General features: G+C 69.3%; 14 protein-coding genes. 4 read left to right on the top strand and 10 right to left on the bottom strand.

All coding sequences use genetic code 11. From position 1 onward, the window contains the following. Positions 1-60: 60 nt before the first annotated feature. Together ACVWYS_RS13265 and sufU are read left to right on the top strand one after the other, a co-directional pair. A complete protein-coding gene (locus ACVWYS_RS13265; RefSeq protein WP_456509892.1) occupies positions 61-1,368 on the top strand; it encodes a cysteine desulfurase in 1,308 nt (435 codons plus the stop codon). A gap of 11 nt (positions 1,369-1,379) precedes the next feature. Next, complete coding sequence (sufU, locus tag ACVWYS_RS13260; RefSeq protein WP_344364083.1) at positions 1,380-1,835, top strand: Fe-S cluster assembly sulfur transfer protein SufU; 456 nt, start codon at positions 1,380-1,382, stop codon at positions 1,833-1,835. Between the two features lie 2 nt (positions 1,836-1,837). On the opposite strand, the gene ACVWYS_RS13255 is transcribed toward sufU, so the two are convergent. From ACVWYS_RS13255 to ACVWYS_RS13240, 4 genes are all read right to left on the bottom strand, one after another. After that, positions 1,838-2,263 (bottom strand): VanZ family protein, encoded by a 426-nt coding sequence (locus tag ACVWYS_RS13255; protein ID WP_161958198.1) that lies wholly within the window; start codon positions 2,261-2,263, stop codon positions 1,838-1,840. A gap of 107 nt (positions 2,264-2,370) precedes the next feature. Further along, positions 2,371-2,592 (bottom strand): SCO4848 family membrane protein, encoded by a 222-nt coding sequence (locus tag ACVWYS_RS13250; protein WP_116766066.1) that lies wholly within the window; start codon positions 2,590-2,592, stop codon positions 2,371-2,373. A 4-nt stretch (positions 2,593-2,596) separates the two neighbouring features. After that, the gene (locus tag ACVWYS_RS13245; RefSeq protein ID WP_116766067.1) at positions 2,597-3,094 is read right to left on the bottom strand and encodes a DUF2505 domain-containing protein; all 498 of its coding nucleotides are present in this window, start codon (positions 3,092-3,094) and stop codon (positions 2,597-2,599) included. A gap of 48 nt (positions 3,095-3,142) precedes the next feature. After that, complete coding sequence (locus ACVWYS_RS13240) at positions 3,143-4,630, bottom strand: SDR family oxidoreductase (RefSeq protein ID WP_456509891.1); 1,488 nt, start codon at positions 4,628-4,630, stop codon at positions 3,143-3,145. Positions 4,631-4,913: 283 nt separating this feature from the next. Between ACVWYS_RS13240 and mfd the strand changes: the two genes are divergently transcribed. Both mfd and ACVWYS_RS13230 read left to right on the top strand, forming a co-directional pair. Then, positions 4,914-8,555, top strand: a complete 3,642-nt coding sequence (gene mfd / locus ACVWYS_RS13235) for a transcription-repair coupling factor (RefSeq protein ID WP_456509890.1) — start codon at positions 4,914-4,916, stop codon at positions 8,553-8,555. Between the two features lie 6 nt (positions 8,556-8,561). Next, entirely contained in the window at positions 8,562-9,392 is an 831-nt protein-coding gene (locus ACVWYS_RS13230) for a metal-dependent hydrolase (protein ID WP_456507184.1), read from the top strand. A 53-nt stretch (positions 9,393-9,445) separates the two neighbouring features. Here the strand turns inward: ACVWYS_RS13230 and ACVWYS_RS13225 are convergent, their stop codons facing one another. The 6 genes from ACVWYS_RS13225 to nirB all read right to left on the bottom strand — a co-directional run bounded on the left by ACVWYS_RS13225 (position 9,446) and on the right by nirB (position 16,547). After that, positions 9,446-9,670, bottom strand: coding sequence for a hypothetical protein (locus tag ACVWYS_RS13225; protein ID WP_091250653.1), 225 nt, complete (start codon positions 9,668-9,670; stop codon positions 9,446-9,448). Positions 9,671-9,723: 53 nt separating this feature from the next. Then, entirely contained in the window at positions 9,724-10,422 is a 699-nt protein-coding gene (gene deoC, locus ACVWYS_RS13220; RefSeq protein WP_116766071.1) for a deoxyribose-phosphate aldolase, read from the bottom strand. A gap of 160 nt (positions 10,423-10,582) precedes the next feature. Then, positions 10,583-11,503: an FAD-dependent oxidoreductase gene (locus ACVWYS_RS13215; protein ID WP_456509889.1), complete on the bottom strand. Its 921-nt coding sequence runs from the start codon at positions 11,501-11,503 to the stop codon at positions 10,583-10,585. A 198-nt stretch (positions 11,504-11,701) separates the two neighbouring features. Beyond that, positions 11,702-12,835 carry a uroporphyrinogen-III synthase gene (locus ACVWYS_RS13210; RefSeq protein ID WP_116766073.1) on the bottom strand — a complete coding sequence of 378 codons (1,134 nt, stop codon included), beginning with the start codon at positions 12,833-12,835 and terminating at the stop codon, positions 11,702-11,704. An 8-nt stretch (positions 12,836-12,843) separates the two neighbouring features. Beyond that, positions 12,844-13,878: a uroporphyrinogen-III C-methyltransferase gene (cobA, locus tag ACVWYS_RS13205; RefSeq protein WP_456509888.1), complete on the bottom strand. Its 1,035-nt coding sequence runs from the start codon at positions 13,876-13,878 to the stop codon at positions 12,844-12,846. Between the two features lie 2 nt (positions 13,879-13,880). Next, positions 13,881-16,547 carry a nitrite reductase large subunit NirB gene (gene nirB / locus ACVWYS_RS13200; RefSeq protein ID WP_456509887.1) on the bottom strand — a complete coding sequence of 889 codons (2,667 nt, stop codon included), beginning with the start codon at positions 16,545-16,547 and terminating at the stop codon, positions 13,881-13,883. Positions 16,548-16,630 lie beyond the last annotated feature (83 nt).

Genomic DNA, 16,630 nt, shown 5'->3' with positions numbered 1-16,630 from the left:
GGCCGGCTGCCCGGCCGGCCGGGGTGCGCCGCAGCGAACGCCGATCCAGGAGTCCCCGCCATGGTTGCCACCCCAGCCCACCTCCGCCGCTCTGCCGCCGCGCTCGGAAACGACGAGGTCCTGAGGATCCGCAACGACTTCCCGATCCTGCAGCAGCAGGTCAACGGCAAACCGCTCGTCTACCTGGACTCCGGGGCCACCTCGCAGAACCCGCTAAGCGTGCTCGAGGCCGAGCAGGAGTTCTATGAGCAGCGGAACTCTGCGGTGCACCGCGGGGCACACCATCTTGCCGTCGAGGCCACCGAGGTTTTCGAAAACGCCCGGGAGACCGTGGCCGACTTCATCGGAGCGGAGTGGGACGAACTCATCTGGACCTCCAACGCCACGGAGGGCCTGAATCTGCTCACCTACTCGTTCCTGAACGCCTCCCTGCCCGGCGCGACTCCCGACGCCGCCCGGTTCGCGCTGGCCCCGGGCGACGAACTCGTCGTCACGGAAATGGAACACCACGCCAACCTGATTCCCTGGCAGGAGCTGGCGGCCCGGACCGGCGCAGTCCTGAAGTTCATCCCCATCGACGACGCCGGAGCCCTGGACCTGGAGGCCGCCGCCGGCATCATCGGCCCCCGCACCCGTGTGCTGGCATTCACCCACGCCTCCAACGTCCTGGGCACTATCAACCCCGTGCCGGCCCTCGTAGCCCTGGCCCGGTCCGCGGGGGCGCTCGTGGTGCTCGACGCGTGCCAGTCCGCGCCGCACCTGCCCCTGGACGTCAAGGCGCTCGACGTCGACTTCGCGGTGTTCTCCGGCCACAAGATGCTCGCGCCCACCGGAATAGGGGCCCTCTACGGCCGCTCGGAGTTGCTCAACGCCATGCCGCCGTTCCTGACCGGCGGCTCCATGATCACCACAGTCACGATGGAAAGGGCGGGCTTCCTGCCGAGCCCGCAGCGCTTCGAGGCCGGCACCCAGCGCATTTCGCAGGCCGTCGCCCTCGCCGCGGCGGTGAACTATCTCAGCGAAACCGGTATCGACCGCATCCATGCCTGGGAGGCAGAACTCGGGCAGCGGCTGGTGCAAGGCCTGGGCTCCATCCCCGGAATCCGGGTCCTGGGCCCCGCGGCGGGGGAGGAACGGATTGGCCTTGCCGCGTTCGACGTCGCGGGCGTCCACGCGCACGACGTCGGCCAGTTCCTGGACAGCCGGGGCATTGCCGTGCGAGTGGGACACCACTGCGCCCAGCCGCTGCACCGCCGGCTCGGACTGACGGCCACGACCCGGGCCAGCACCTACCTGTACAACACCACGGACGATGTGGACGCGTTCCTCAACGCGGTCGCCGATGTCCGTGCCTACTTCCAAGCCTAGGACGGACATCCATGAGTCTTGACCAGCTCTACCAGCAGATCATCCTGGAACACTCCAAGGCCCGTCACGGCAGCGGCCTGGCCGCGGCCGAGGCACCTGCGGGGGCCAGCAGCGGGCAGTCCCACCAGCTGAATCCGACCTGCGGCGACGAGATCACGGTCCGGGTGTCCGTGGCCGGCGGGAAAGTCAGTGAGCTGCGCTGGGACGGCGATGGCTGCTCGATTTCGATGGCCTCGGCCTCCGTGCTGACGGACCTTGCCGAGGGCATGACCGTCGAGGAGCTGCGCGCCGTGATTGACAGCTTCCGCGAAGTGCTGCGCTCGCGCGGCAAGGTGGCGGCCGACCCGGAGCTGCTGGGCGACGCCGCCGCATTCGAGGGCGTATCCCGCTACGCCGCCCGGGTCAAGTGCGCCATGCTCTCCTGGGTGGCCGCGGAAGACGCCCTCGGCCAGGCGCTGGCGGCCTGAGCTCAGGGTGTCATGGCGTGTTCGTGGCGTGCCATGAACACGAGGGCCAGGAGGGCGCCGACCATGGCGCCGAAGGTGTTCGCGGCGACGTCCGCGACCGAGGGGAATCGCGCCGGGAGGAAGGCGAGCTGGGAGAGCTCGATCAGCGCGGAGAGCACGAAGCCGGCCGCAGCCCCGCACCACCAGAGCCGCTGGCCCAGGATCCGGGCGACCAGGGCGCCCAGCGGAACGAACAGGATCACGTTTGAGGTGAATTCCACCACGCCGTAGTCGAACCACGGCGGGACGCCCCACCGGTGCAGTTTCCGCAGTGAGCGCATCAGAAAATCGGACGCGTCCCGGTCCACGGGAACAGGCCAGAGGGCGATCAGGCCAAGGACAAAAATGTAGGCGCCCAGCCCCCAGACGGCCGCACGGCGGGGTGACAACGGCGTCCCCTTTCAGCGGTCCACCTTTTTGCTGATTCTAGCGCCCGTTCGTCACCGGGGCAGGACGTTCGGCACGCCGGCGGAGGCAACCGCCGGCGTGCCGAATGCTAGCTGACCAGCCCGGCGATGCCGATTGCCGCCGTCGCGGCCCCCAGCACCATGGAGATGCTGACGAGGACCACATGGACGGTCAGGAAGCGCGTGGCCTTGCCGTTGGCGTCGCGGGCCCGCGGGTCCTTCATGACGCGCCGCAGGAACTGCGGCCAGACGACCAGGGACCAGACGCCGGAGACAATCAGGACGACGGCGAGGAACGCGGGCAGCTGCATGGTGCTAGTGGCTCTCGAGCCAGGCCTGGGCCTGCTGGGACTGCAGGTTCAGGGCCTTGCCGACCATCGGTTCTGCGGCATCGGCGATCTTGCCGCCAAGGAACGGCACCGAGGAGGTCACGTTGCCCTCGAGCTCGATCCGGGTGCTGCCGCCGTCCGACACGAGACGCTGGACAGCGTTCACATCCAGCGGTGCGCCGGCGACCTTCAGCGAGATCTTGCTCTGCCGGGAACCGTCGGCGGCGGGCGCCTCCCAGGCTTCCAGCTGCGTCACCTTCAGGCTCTCGCCGACAAATTTCCGGGCGATATCCGGCATCCGGGTGGTGGGGATGGTCCGTACGGTGGTCGTGCTGAACGCGCCGGCGGGATCTCCGTCGAGGGCGAAGGATTCCAGCGTGCCGCCAACGAGCTCGCTCGTGTGGCGCAGGAAGTCTTCATCGACGAAAACCGCGGTAACGCGGTCGACGCTGTGCGGAACGGTAGTGGATGCACTCAGGGCCATTGGGGGGTCCTCCGTGGTGTGGAAGTGGACGTTTCGGGCTCCAACATCCTACGTGGTGTGGCTGGCAGGCTCCGATTCGAGGTTTTCCAGATCACGGGCAGCGGCGGTGATGTTCCGCGACATCGCGGGAAAAATGACGCTGTGGAACGGCAGTACGGCGAGCCAGTAGAGGCGGCCGCTCAGGCCCTTGGGGAAGAAGATGGCGCGCTGGCGGTAACGGCTGCCGGTGCCCTCCGGCTCCACGGAGAGCTCAAGCCACGCCCGGCCCGGGGCCCGCATTTCGGCCCGGAGCCGCAGGAGCCGGCCGCGGTCGATCCGCTCGACCCGCCACCAGTCCACCACTTCGCCCTCCGCCAGCAGGTGCGGGTGCCGGCGCCCGCGCAGCAGCCCTGCCCCGCCGGTGAGCTTGTCCAGCCAGCCGCGCACCTGCCAGGCCAGCGGCAGCGAATACCAGCCGTTCCGGCCGCCGATGCCCTCAATGACAGTCCACACGTGCCTGGGTTCGACCTCGCTGTGGAAGCTGCGCTCGTCCAGGTACACCGTGTGGCCGGACCATTCCGGGTCGCTCGGCAGGGGATCGGCGTCGACGCCGGCGCTGGCCCACGTGGTTTCCACCTGGCCGTCGCGTTCCTTGCCCAGGGCGAGGGCGACGGCCTTGCGGTAGGGCGTCAGGCCGCCCTCCGGCACCGGGATGTAGGCATCGATGTCGTGCTCCCGGGCGACGGCGTCGTGCTGGAGCGATTCGACGAGCGGCAGGGACATGGCGAGCGGGATCGGGGTGGTCAGGGCCACCCACATGCCGGCCAGCTTGGGCGCGGGGACCGGCAGCGCCAGGACCACCCGGTGCGGCAGGCCGGCCTCGGCGGCGTACTCCTTCATCATGCCCGCGTAGCTGAGCACCTGGCGGCAGCCGATATCGAACGTCCGGTTGATGGGTCCTTCCAGCGACGCCGCGGCCACGAGGTAGTACAGCACGTCCCGGACGGCGATCGCCTCGATCTTGTTGCGCACCCAGCTCGGGGCGGGCATCAGCGGGAGCGTCTCGGACAGGTGGCGGATCATTTCGAACGACGCCGAGCCGGACCCGATGACGACGCCGGCCTGGAAGACCACCGCGTCCACCGGGCTGTCCAGGAAGACTTTCCCCACCGCCTCACGGGAACGCATGTGGGTGGACAGCTCGGCGCCGGCCGGGTGCAGCCCGCCAAGGTACACAATCCGGTCCACCCCGGCCGCGGCCGCCGCCCGGGCCGCCGTCGCGGCCATCGCCTGTTCCTTGGCCTCAAAGCCGGCGCCGGCCGCCATGGAATGGACCAGATAGTACAAGACGTCGACGCCGTCGAGCGCCGCCCGCAGTGCCTCGCCGTCGTCGAGGCTGCTTTGGACCACTTCGACGTCGTCCAGCCACGGCACCCCGGCGATCTTGGCCGGCGTCCGGACCAGGACTTTGACCCGGTGCCCCGCTTCCAGCAGCCGGGGGACCAGGCGGCCGCCGATGTAGCCGGTGGCCCCGGTGACGAGCACGGACTTGTTCATGGTGACTCCTTCTCATCCAGCAGGTTGGCGGGTGGCCTACCAAGCCATTCGGAGCGGGGGCCGCGGCGGATGGCCGCCGCCGGTCCCTTTCGCCAGCCTAGCCCCATGTGACCTTCCGATGGGGCCTTCCGGGGACCGGGGAGCGTCCGGGGACGGCCCCAGCCCGCGGGGCCCGGTGCGGCCGCCCCCGGGCTCCGCGGTAGGCTTGGAAGACCCGGGATTCTTGCGAATTTCGGCTATTCGTGTTGCCTGCATTTCCGTGATCATCTCAGGAGCAACAGCTATGAGCCTCAACGGCCCCTCTCTCACCGGCCTGCGCCGCGTCCTCGCCGAGGACCGCACCTACGCCCGCGTCCGGGCCGAGGCCTCCCGCGGATTCGCCGGCCGCAGCGAGGACTACCAGATCAGCGCCCCGGCCGGCCTCCGGGCGACGCTTCTCGCGGAAGTGGCCGACGGCATCTCGGCGGGTCCTGACGCAGGTGCCGGCCGGGCCCCGGTCGTCCTGGCCGTCACGGCCACCGGCCGGGAGGCCGAGGACCTGACAGAGGCACTGCGTGCCTACCTGCCGGCCGACGCCGTCGCCGAGTTCCCCAGCTGGGAAACCCTCCCGCACGAACGGCTCTCGCCGCGCTCGGACACGGTAGGCCGCCGGCTGTCCGTGCTCCGCCGCCTGGCCCACCCCGAAGCGGGTGGCGCCGGCGCGCTGCGCGTCGTCGTCGCCCCGGTCCGGGCCGTGGTCCAGCCGATCGTGGCAGGCCTGGGCGAACTGGTCCCCGTCACCTTGACCACCGGCCAGGAGGCCCCGTTCGGCGACGTCGTGAAGAGCCTTGCGGCGGCCGCCTACGCCCGGGTGGACATGGTCACGCGCCGCGGCGAATTCGCGGTGCGCGGCGGCATGCTGGACGTCTTCCCGCCCACCGAAGACCACCCGATCCGGGTCGAGTTCTTCGGCGACGAAGTCGAACAGATGCGGTGGTTCGCCGTCGCCGACCAGCGCTCCCTCTCCGCGCCGGGCGTCCACCATCCCACCGAGCTCCACGCCCCGCCCTGCCGCGAAATCCTCATCACGCCCTCGGTCATGTCCCGCGCGGCGACGCTGAAGTCCCAGCTGCCGGCCGCGGCGGACATGCTGGAAAAGATCGCCGGCGGCATCGCGATCGAGGGCATGGAGTCCCTGGCGCCGGTGCTGGTGGACGCCATGGTCCCGTTCCTGGACCAGCTCCCGTCCGGCTCCGTTGCCGTCGTGATCGAACCGGAAAAGGTCCGCACCCGGGCCCACGACCTCGCCGCCACGAACGAGGAATTCCTCGAGGCGGCCTGGTCCACGGCCTCCGACGGCGGGACCGCACCCCTGGACCTGAGCTCCGCGGCGTCCGAGGCCCTGCATTCGGCCAGCTTCCGGTCGCTGACAGACACCCGCACCACGGCCCTGGCCCACGGTGTCTCGTGGTGGTCCATCACTTCCCTGGCCACGGACGAGGACCTGCTGCCCGACGTCGATGTCCTGAACCTGCATGCCCGCGAACCCCGCGGCTACCAGGGCGACGTGGCCGAAATGATGGACTTCATCGGCTCCCGAGTGCGGGACCAGTGGCGGATCGTGGTGGTCACCGAGGGCCCGGGCCCGGCCCAGCGGCTCGCCGAACTCTTCCATGACAACAACATCCCGTGTGCCCGGGTGGACAGGCTCGACGACGAGCCGCAGGCCGGCCTGATCGAGGTGACCACCGCCGCCGTCGGACGCGGCTTTGTCCTGGACCCGCTGAAGGTGGCGCTGCTGACGGAGGCGGACCTGCTGGGCCGGACGTCCGCCGGGTCCACGAAGGACATGCGGCGGATGCCCTCCAAGCGGCGGAACGCCGTGGACCCGCTGCAGCTCGTGGCCGGCGACTCGGTGGTGCACGAACAGCACGGCATCGGCCGGTTCGTGGAACTGATCCAGCGCAAGGTGGCCGGGGGAGGGGACGGGGTGCGCGAATACCTCGTGCTGGAATACGCCCCGTCCAAGCGCGGCGCCCCCGGCGACCGGCTCTTCGTGCCCACCGACCAGCTGGACCAGGTCACCCGCTACGTCGGCGGGGACACCCCCGCGCTGAGCAAGATGGGCGGGGCGGACTGGGCGAGCACCAAGTCCAAGGCCCGCAAGGCCGTCAAGGAAATCGCCGGCGAGCTCATCCGGCTGTACTCGGCCCGGATGGCCTCGCGCGGACACGCGTTCGCCCCGGACACCCCGTGGCAGCGCGAACTGGAGGAAGCCTTCCCGTACGTGGAAACCCCGGACCAGCTGACCACCATCAACGAGGTCAAGGCCGACATGGAACGCGAGATCCCCATGGACCGGCTGATCTCCGGCGACGTCGGCTACGGCAAGACCGAAATCGCCGTGCGGGCCGCGTTCAAGGCGGTCCAGGACGGCAAGCAGGTGGCGGTGCTGGTGCCCACCACGCTGCTGGCCCAGCAGCACTACGAGACCTTCACCGAGCGGTTCTCCGGGTTCCCGCTTCGGGTCAAGCCGCTCTCCCGCTTCCAGGGCTCGAAAGAAGCCAAGGAGACCGCCGAAGGGGTCAAATCCGGCGCGGTGGATGTCGTCATCGGCACGCACCGGCTGCTGTCCAAGGACTTCGCGTTCAAGGACCTGGGCCTCGTGATCGTGGACGAGGAGCAGCGCTTCGGCGTCGAACACAAAGAGGCGCTGAAGAAGATGCGCACCAACGTGGACGTCCTGGCCATGAGTGCCACCCCGATTCCGCGGACCCTGGAGATGTCCCTGACCGGCATCCGCGAAACGTCCACCCTCGCCACGCCGCCGGAAGAACGCCACCCCGTGCTGACCTACGTGGGGCCCTACACGGACAAGCAGACCTCCGCTGCTATCCGCCGGGAACTCATGCGCGAAGGGCAGGTGTTCTTCGTCCACAACCGGGTCTCAACGATCGACAGCACCGCAGCCAAGATCCGCGAGCTGGTCCCGGAAGCCCGGGTGGAGGTCGCACACGGCAAGATGACCGAGAGCAGGCTTGAGCAGATCATCGTGGACTTCTGGGAGAAGCGCTTCGATGTCCTGGTCTGCACCACCATCATCGAAACCGGACTGGACATCTCCAACGCGAACACGCTGATTGTCGACGGCGCGGACAAGTACGGGCTCTCGCAACTGCACCAGCTGCGCGGGCGCGTGGGCCGCGGCCGCGAACGGGCGTACGCCTACTTCCTGTACCCCTCGGAGAAACCCCTGGGCGAGGTGGCGCTGGAGCGGCTCAAGGCCGTCGCAACCCACAACGAGCTCGGCGCCGGCATGCAGCTGGCCATGAAGGACCTCGAAATCCGCGGCGCCGGCAACCTGCTGGGCGGAGAACAGTCCGGCCACATCCAGGGCGTCGGATTCGATTTGTACATCCGGCTCGTGGGCGAGGCCGTGGCAGAATACCGCGGCGAGGCCGAAGAGAAGGCCGCCGAGATGAAGATCGAACTGCCCGTCAACGCGCACCTGCCGCACGATTACGTGCCCGGCGAACGGCTGCGCCTGGAGGCGTACCGCAAACTCGCCGGCGCCATCACGTACGAGGCGATCGACGAGGTCCTCGCCGAGCTCGTGGACCGCTACGGCGAACTGCCGCTGCCGGCGAAGAACCTGATCGACGTCGCCCGCTTCCGGGTGGGCGCCCGCGAGGCCGGACTGTCCGACGTCGCGCTGCAGGGCAACTTCATCAAGTTCTCCCCGGCCCAGCTCCCGGAGTCCAAGCTCATGCGGCTCACCCGGATGTACCCGGGCGCGCAGGCGAAGCCTGCCCTGGACGCCGTGCTCATCCCCAAGCCCAAGACCGCGAGGATCGGCGGCCGGGACCTGCAGGACGCCGAAATCCTCGAATGGGCCAACGGTGTTATCCGCAACATCTTCACCGACGTCCCGCTGGCGGTGAAGTAAAGAGTGATGGGAGGACACCACGCCGCGTCGGGAGCCGCGGCGTGGGTAGCTATTGCCTCGACCGGCCCCTACGCCCTGGGCTGGTACCCGCTGGACCCCACGGGGATCGTGATCGGCGCCATGGCGACGGCGGGGACCGCGCTGGTCTGCGACTGGGACCACCGTGCCAGCACCGTGGCGCACGCCCTGCCGCCGCTGTCCAACATGGTGGCGCGCGGCATCGAGAACGTCAGCGGCGGCCACCGGCAGGGCACGCATTCGGTACTGGGCGCGGCATTCTTTGTGCTGCTGGCCACGATCGCCGGGCAGTTGCAGGTGCAGACCCGGTGGGGGCTGCTGTCCGTCGGGGCCGGCCTGCTGTGCATGTTCATGATCAACATCGCCGCGAAGGCACTGAAGCTCTTTCCCAAGTACGGCTGGATCAGCAACTGGGTCTTCGCGCTGGTCATGGCGGGCCTGGTGACGTGGTTCGCGCCGCACCAGTGGACCTGGCTGCCGGTCTCGATGCTCACCGGCGTGCTGGTGCACATTGTGGGTGACATGATCACCACCGGGGGAGTGCCGTTGCTCTGGCCGCTGGTGATCAAGCCGCCGAAGGTGCTGCGGAAACTGCCGCTGCTCAAGAACGTCTGGAAGGCCAACGGGGCGTTCTCCATCCCGCTGCTGGGCCGGGCGGGCTCGCGAAGGGAATGGCTGGTCCTGATCCCGGTGAGCGGCTACGCGATGGTGGGCATGTTCGGTGCGGGACTGGCCGTGGCGAAGGCGCACTTCCCCGCGGCCCTGGCGCTGGGCACCGGACTGGTCAAAGGCCTGTTCGCGCTGGTGCAGGCAGCTTAAATGACTGAAGCTCCGGACATCCGGAGCTTCAGTCATTTAAGGATCGGGAAAGCCTAGTTTTCGCCGGCCGAATCCGAGCGGCCCAGCAGCGTCTGCGGGATCCAGAAGGCGAGGGCGAAGAGGACCAGGCAGACGGCCATTGGCCAGGGGTTGTCCAGAGTGAGGAAGGTCAGCGAGTAAATCGCCCCCAAGAACAGGACCATCATCGGCACGAACAAGGCGATGCTGGATCCGAGGCTGTTCTCGACCCGCCGGGACTCGGTGTTGTTGCTGGACATTCGTTCCTCCTCGGCCCCTGGGGGCTCAAAACTGTGGGCACTGCCGGCGCGGATCAGTACGCGGACGAACCCTGTTCACCCGTGACGATCGCGATGCCGGAGCTGGCGCCAATACGTGTTGCACCTGCAGCAATCATAGCCTGTGCATCGGCCAGGGATCGCACGCCCCCGGAGGCCTTGACGCCAAGGTCCGGGCCCACGGTGCGGCGCATCAGGGCGACGTCCGCGGCCGTGGCACCGCCGCCGTTGAAACCGGTGGAGGTCTTCACGAAGTCCGCCCCGGCCGCAACCGCAGCCTCGCAGGCGAGCACCTTCTGCTCATCGCTCAGCAGCGCCGTTTCGATGATGACCTTCAGGATGGCGCCGCCCTCGTGGACGGCCTCCGCGACGGCGGCGATGTCATCCACCAGCGCGCCCTTGTCGTTGGCGCGTGCCGCGGCGATGTTGATGACCATGTCCACTTCTTCGGCACCGTCCAGGACGGCGCCGCGGGCCTCGAACGCCTTGACGTCGCTCGGGGTGGCGCCCAACGGGAAACCGACCACGGAGCACGTCAGCACGCCGGAACCCTTGAGCGCGGTCTTGACTGTCTTGACCCACACCGGGTTCACGCAGACCGACTTGAAATGGTACTCGGCCGCCTCGGCGCAGACCTTGAGGATCTCGGCCTCGCTGGCCTCCGGCTTGAGCAGGGTGTGGTCGATGTAGGAGGCAATGCCGGGCGTGCCCTCGGCGGCGGCTTCGTGGCTCATGGTGGTCCCTTTCCTGGCGGGCCTGGGACGCGGCGGTCCTTTACCCGGGCCTTGTGGGCCTGCGGGCCCTGTCGGCGCCGCACGGTTCGCGGCTTATCAGGTGACCATCTTGCCATAGGACCGGCCCGGCGGATGTGCCCGCCGGGCCGGCCACTCACGATCAGGCAGCCGCGGCGAGCGGGCTTCCCATGGTGGCCTGCAGCAGCTGGGAGGCGCACACCGACGCGGCGGAGCCGGACGCCACGAGCAGTCCCAGCCGGACGCCGTCGTACACCGCGGCGTCCCCGATTGCCCAGATGCCGGGCACGGAGGTGCGGAAGTCCTGGCCGATGACAATTCCGCCGCCGGGTGCGGTGGTGAGTCCTGCCGTGGCGGCCAGTTCGTCCCGGGCGATGCGCTCCTCGGCGAGGATCACGAGGTCGCCGTTCATGCTGGAGCCGTCCTCGAACACGATGCCGGATGCCGGCAGGACCGACCCGGCGAGGGTGGGAACGACGGCGGCGGGCCGGACAGTGGTGCGGACGGGACGGACGCCGCGGGACCGGAGCACGGCCTCGGCCTGGCCGGCGGCGGAGCCGGTGCCGACCAGGATGCCCAGGGGGCGCCGGCCCAGGACCCGGGTGACGTCCTTGACGGCGTCGCCCAGCCGGGCGGCGTCGTCGATCGTGGAGTAGCTCAGGCACCGGGCGGCGCCTTCCACCGGGGCCTCGGCGGGGGCGGACCCGGTGGCGATGACGAGTTCGTCGTAGCTGAATTCCATGCCGTCGGCGGTGGTCACGAGGCGGTTCCCGGCATCGATGTAGCTGGCCGGCTGGCCGAAGCGGACGGACACCTGCGGCAGGACGGCGAGCTCCAGCAGTTCCTCGGGCGCGTCATCGCGGTTGCTGAGCACCGTGATGGCACCGGCAAACGGGGTCCGGGTGAGCTGGCGGACCAGGGCCAGGGCGGCCGGGCCGGCGCCGGCGATGACGATCCTGGGCCGGGCGGCCGTGGTGGCTGTCGTCGGAGAATCGGCGGTGGATGCAGCGGCTGACTTCGAGGAAGACGTGCCGGAGGTGGGAGACAATGCCGGAGCGGACATGTGCTGGCCCTTTCGCTGGGGTGGCCATCGTGTGGCCGGTGTGCTTGATGAACCCCAGCCTAGGCGCCCGATTTTTCCGGGGTGTTTCCCGGGTGTTGCCTCTTCGGCCCTGTCCGTTCGCCAGTATTTACCGGCCGGTAATGCCGTGCGTCACATCCCGGCGGCGAGCCCTCCGCAGAGACGCCTCCGCCGCCGGCATTAGACCCGGATCCGGTAGCCGCGCTTCACCACGGTTTCGACCAGACGGGTGTCCGGCAGCGCCGACCGCAGCCTGCTGACGGTCATGTCCAGGGCGTGCACGGAGCCGCGCAGTTCCAACAGGTCCGAGAGCGCTTCGCGGGACAGCACGGCCCCGCCGGCGCCGATCAGCGCGCGCAGCAGCAGCAGGGGCGCGGGCGCCATGTCGACGGGTTCGCCGTTGATCCGCAGCGAGCGGCCGCGCAGCTCCACGCTGCCGGAGACGGTGTCCAGCCGGCGGACGTGGTTGAGGGCGAGGTGCTCGCACACCAGCCGGATCAGGGCGCCCATCCGGAACCGTTCCGGGATCAGCGGTTGCAGGCCGGCGTCGATCAGCGGCTGTGCGGTGATGGGACCGACGACGGCGGTTGCCACAGTGGTCTTCAGGCTCTCCACGAGCTGCTTGTAGACGCCCATCTCGTGCGCCGTGCTCCACATCGCATCCACGGCGGGGGCGCTCGTGAAGGTCAGGACATCCAGGTTGCCGCTGCACGCGGCCTCGATGAGCTTGGGCAGCCGGTCGGCGCCGTCGGGTTTGACCCAGCGGTACGGGGTGACCGTCAGGACGGTGGCGCCGGACATGCGCAAGCGCTCGAGCTGGCGGACGTCGGTGTAGCCGTGCAGCTGTACCGCGACAGTTTTGCCCCGCACGCCCTCGGCAAGGAGCATGTCCACCAGTGTGGAGGTGGTTTCGTCGCTGCTGATCCCGACGTCGGCGAGCCCGGCCGCACGGACGGCGCCGCGCGCCTTGGGTCCGCGGACGAACATGCGGGTGGAGGACAGGGTTTCGAGCAGCTGTTCGCCAATGCCGAAGGTGTCCGCCGCCTCGCACCAGCGGCGCATGCCGTAGGCGGTGGTGGCGATGCAGAGGTCGGGCCGGGCGGCGATGATCGCCCGGGTGTCCTCGACCAGGCTCTGGTCCTCCCGGACCGGGGCGATCTTCAGCGCCGGGGCGTGGAGCACCTCGGCACCGCGGCGCTCCAGGGCCTCGATGAGGTCCTGGGAGCGGCGGTGCGAGGTGACGCCGATCCGGAAGCCGTCCAGCGGAAGGTCCTTCTCGGACCCATCCTCGGCGATGGCGTTCAGTGCGGTCATGAAAATCCCTACGCTTCCATCAGTGATGCGGCCAGGCGGTCGAGCTCTGCCGCGGCCTCGGCGCAGCCCCGGTTGGCCTCGGCCACCCGGACGACCTCACCGATCACCAGGACGGCGGGGTTGCTGCAGCCGGCGGCCGCGGAGGTGATGGTGCCCAGCTCGGCGATCGTCGTGCGCTGGCCGGGGCGGTAGCCGCGCTCGACGACGGCCATCGGCATGTCGGACCGCATTCCGGCCCGGCGGAGCCCGGCGGCGAGGTGGTGCAGGGTGCCGATGCCCATCAGGACCACAATGGTGCCGCCGAGCCCGGCGAGGTGCTTGAGCTCGTTTTCGGTCAGCGGGGCGTGGCCCGACACCACGGTGAACATGTGGCTGACTTCGCGGTGGGTGACGGGGATGCCGGCGGCGGCCGGCACCGAGATGGCGCTCGTGACCCCGGAGACCACGCGGACCGGAACACCGGCAGCGACGCAGGACGCGACTTCCTCGCCGCCGCGGCCGAAGACATAGGGATCCCCGCCCTTGAGACGGACCACATTGTTGCCGGCCAGCGCGCTTTCCACCATGAGCTTTTCGATGTCGGCCTGGCTGACCTTGTGGTGGCCGGGTTTCTTGCCCACGTCCACGAGGTCCGCGGACGTCAGGGACGGCAGCTCCTGGTAGGGGGCGAGCCGGTCGTAGAACACGACGTCGGCATCGCGCAGCGCCGCCACGGCGGCGACGGTCAGCAGTTCGGGGGTCCCGGGGCCGCCGCCCACCAGCGTGACGTGTCCCGCCGGGCCGGCAGCCGGCTCGGCCGCGACCGGAATGCCCGCGGCACGGCAGCGGTCCAGGAGGGTCTCCCAGCCGGGCTGGCCGTCGTCGACCGCTGCCACCAGGAACGGGCGCTCGGGCAGCGGACCGTCGTTGCCGGCACCCTGCGGGGTGCTGAGGCGGTACACGACGGCGCCGGCGGCTTCATAGCGCCGCGCGGCCTGTCGCGCGGCGTGCTCGGAGCCGGTGACGAGGACTTCGCGTCCGGTGAGATCAATGCTGAGCTGCATGGCTATACCTCGTTCTCATCAAGCTGTCCCGGGGTGGTGGCACGGACCGGAATGGACGCGCCGATCAGCACTTTCCCTTTTTCCTCTGCCGTGGCGGGGCGCATCTGGCCGCGCTCGTCGGGGACGAAGGTGATGGAATCGTCCTTCTGGTCGGGGGCATTGACGAAGGAGCGGAAGCGGCGCAGGCGCTCGGGGTCCTTCAGGGTGTCGGCCCATTCGTCGACGTAGGTGTCAACGTGCTTGGCCATGGCGGCCTCGAGGTCTTCAGCGATGCCCAGGGTGTCGTGCACCACCACGTCCTCCACGTGCTTGATGCCGCCGTCGAGCTCTTCCTGCCAGCGCGCGGTGCGCTGCAGGCGGTCGGCGGTGCGGATGTAGTACATGAAGTAGCGGTCGATGTACTTGATCAGGGTTTCGTCGTCGAGGTCCTTGGCGAGCAGCTGGGCGTGCGCCGGGGTGGCGCCGCCGTTGCCGCCGACATACAGGTTCCAGCCGTCCGCGGTGGCGATGACGCCCACATCCTTGCCCCGGGCCTCGGCACATTCGCGGGCGCAGCCGGAGACACCCATCTTCAGCTTGTGCGGGCTGCGGAGGCCCCGGTAGCGCAGTTCAAGCTGGATGGCCATAGCCACCGAGTCCTGGACCCCGAAGCGGCACCAGGTGGAGCCGACGCAGGACTTCACGGTGCGCAGGCTCTTGCCGTAGGCCTGGCCGGATTCGAAGCCGGCATCCACGAGTTCCTTCCAGATTTCCGGGAGCTGCTCCAGCCGGGCGCCGAACATGTCGATCCGCTGGCCGCCGGTGATCTTGGTGTAAAGGCCGTATTTGTCGGCGACGGCGGCGATCACGCCGAGCTTCTTCGGGGTGATCTCGCCGCCGGCGATGCGGGGGACCACCGAGTAGGTGCCATCCTTCTGCATGTTGGCCAGGGCGCGGTCGTTGGTGTCCTGCAGGGTTCCGCGGCCCGCGTCCAGGACGTAGGCGCTGTTCTGGCTGGCCAGGATGTTGGCGATGGTCGGCTTGCAGATGTCGCAGCCCGCGCCGGTGCCGTACTTGGCCATGATCTCCTCGAAAGAGGTCAGCTCCAGGACGCGGATGGCATCGAACAGTTCCTGGCGGGACAGCTCGATGTGCTCGCACAGTGCCTTCGAGACTTCGACGCCGGACTTCGTGAGTTCGCTTTCCAGCAGCTTCTTGAGCATCGGCACGCAGGAACCGCAGCTGGTGCCGGCGCGGGTGCAGCCCTTCAGCTCGCCCAGTTCCTGGACGGGCGCGTTGCCGTCGCAGGCACCGCAGCCGTTGACGGTGTCACGGATGGTTCCGGCCGTCACGTTGTTGCAGGAACAGAGAATGGCATCGTCCGGCAGCTCGGTCTCCGGGGCCTCGCCTCCGCCGGCCGCGGTAAGGTAGGCGCCGGGCTCGGCGGACAGCTCGCGTCCCAGCATGGGGCGCAGGGACGTATAAGGGGCGGCGTCGCCGACGAAGATGCCGCCGAGGAGGGTCTTGGCGTCGTCCGTCGTGACGATCTTCTGGTAGACGCCGCGGGCGGGGTCGGCATAGACGATTTCGAGGGAGTGTTCCGTGCGGGCGAAGGCGTCGCCGAAGCTCGCCACGTCGACGCCGGAGAGCTTGAGTTTGGTGGCCGTGTCGAAGCCGGGGAAGGTTGCGTCGCCGCCGTGCAGCCGGTCCGCGACGATTTCGGCCATCGTGTTGGCCGGGGCCACGAGGCCCAGGCACATGCCGCCGAAGTTGGCGACCTCGCCGATCGCCCAGATGCCGGGAACTTCCGTGGAGCAGTCGTCGGAGATGACGACGCCGCCGCGCTGGCCGAGCTGGAACTGCTGCGCTTCGCCCTCAGCGGCGCGGAACAGCTCGTCGCGGGGCCGCACGCCGATCGCGACGATCACGATGTCGGCGGCGATGATCCGGCCGTCGGCCATGAGGACCCCGGTGACCTGGCCGTCGTCGTCGGAGAGGACCTCGGAGGGGAACACACCGCCGTGGACGGTGAAGCCCTTGGCCTCGATGAGCCGGCCGAGCGCTTGTCCGGCGCCCTCGTCCAGCTGGGTGTTCATGAGCCATGGGGAGCCGTTGATGACGATCGGGGTGGCGCCGAGCTGTTCGGTGCCGGCCGCTGATTCGAGGCCCAGAAGACCGCCGCCGATGGTGACCGCGTTGACCTTGCGGCCGAGCTTCTCGGTGAGGTCCGCGATCGCCGTGTTGATGGACCAGACGTCCTCGAGGGTGCGGTAGACGTGGGTGAGTTCGGCGCCCGGGATGGGAAGACGGGCCGCGTCCGAGCCCGTCGCGACGACGAGCTCGTCATAGGGGTAGACGGTTCCGGCCGCGGTCCTGACCGTCTTGCCGGCGGCGTCGATGCTGGTGACGCGCTCGCCGGTCTTGAGGTTGAGGGCCGCGTGGTCCCACATGGAGGCGCTGCCCAGGGTGAGGTCGACGTCGCTGTCCGTGAGTGCCTTGCTCAGTGCGACGCGGTCGTAGGGGAGGTGCGCTTCCTCGGTGAGGACTGTTACGTGCCAGCCATCGAGTCCGCGGGCGTGCATGGCGTCGGCGAAACGGTGCGCCGCGGGGCCGCCGCCGGCCACCACAATACGGCGCGGGGCGGCGCTGGCAGCGCCCTGGTTCGGGTGGCTTGAGGGGTGTCCGGTCACGGTGGGCCTTTCGCATGGGCCGCAGACGGTGCTCTGCAGCTTGTCGTTCCAGACTAGGCAACGGGAATTTCGCTTCAGTTTCC

Source organism: Arthrobacter sp. TE12231 (assembly GCF_054062895.1).
The sequence above is the reverse complement of the archived record's forward strand: the minus strand, read 5'-3'. Positions and strand labels throughout refer to the sequence as shown.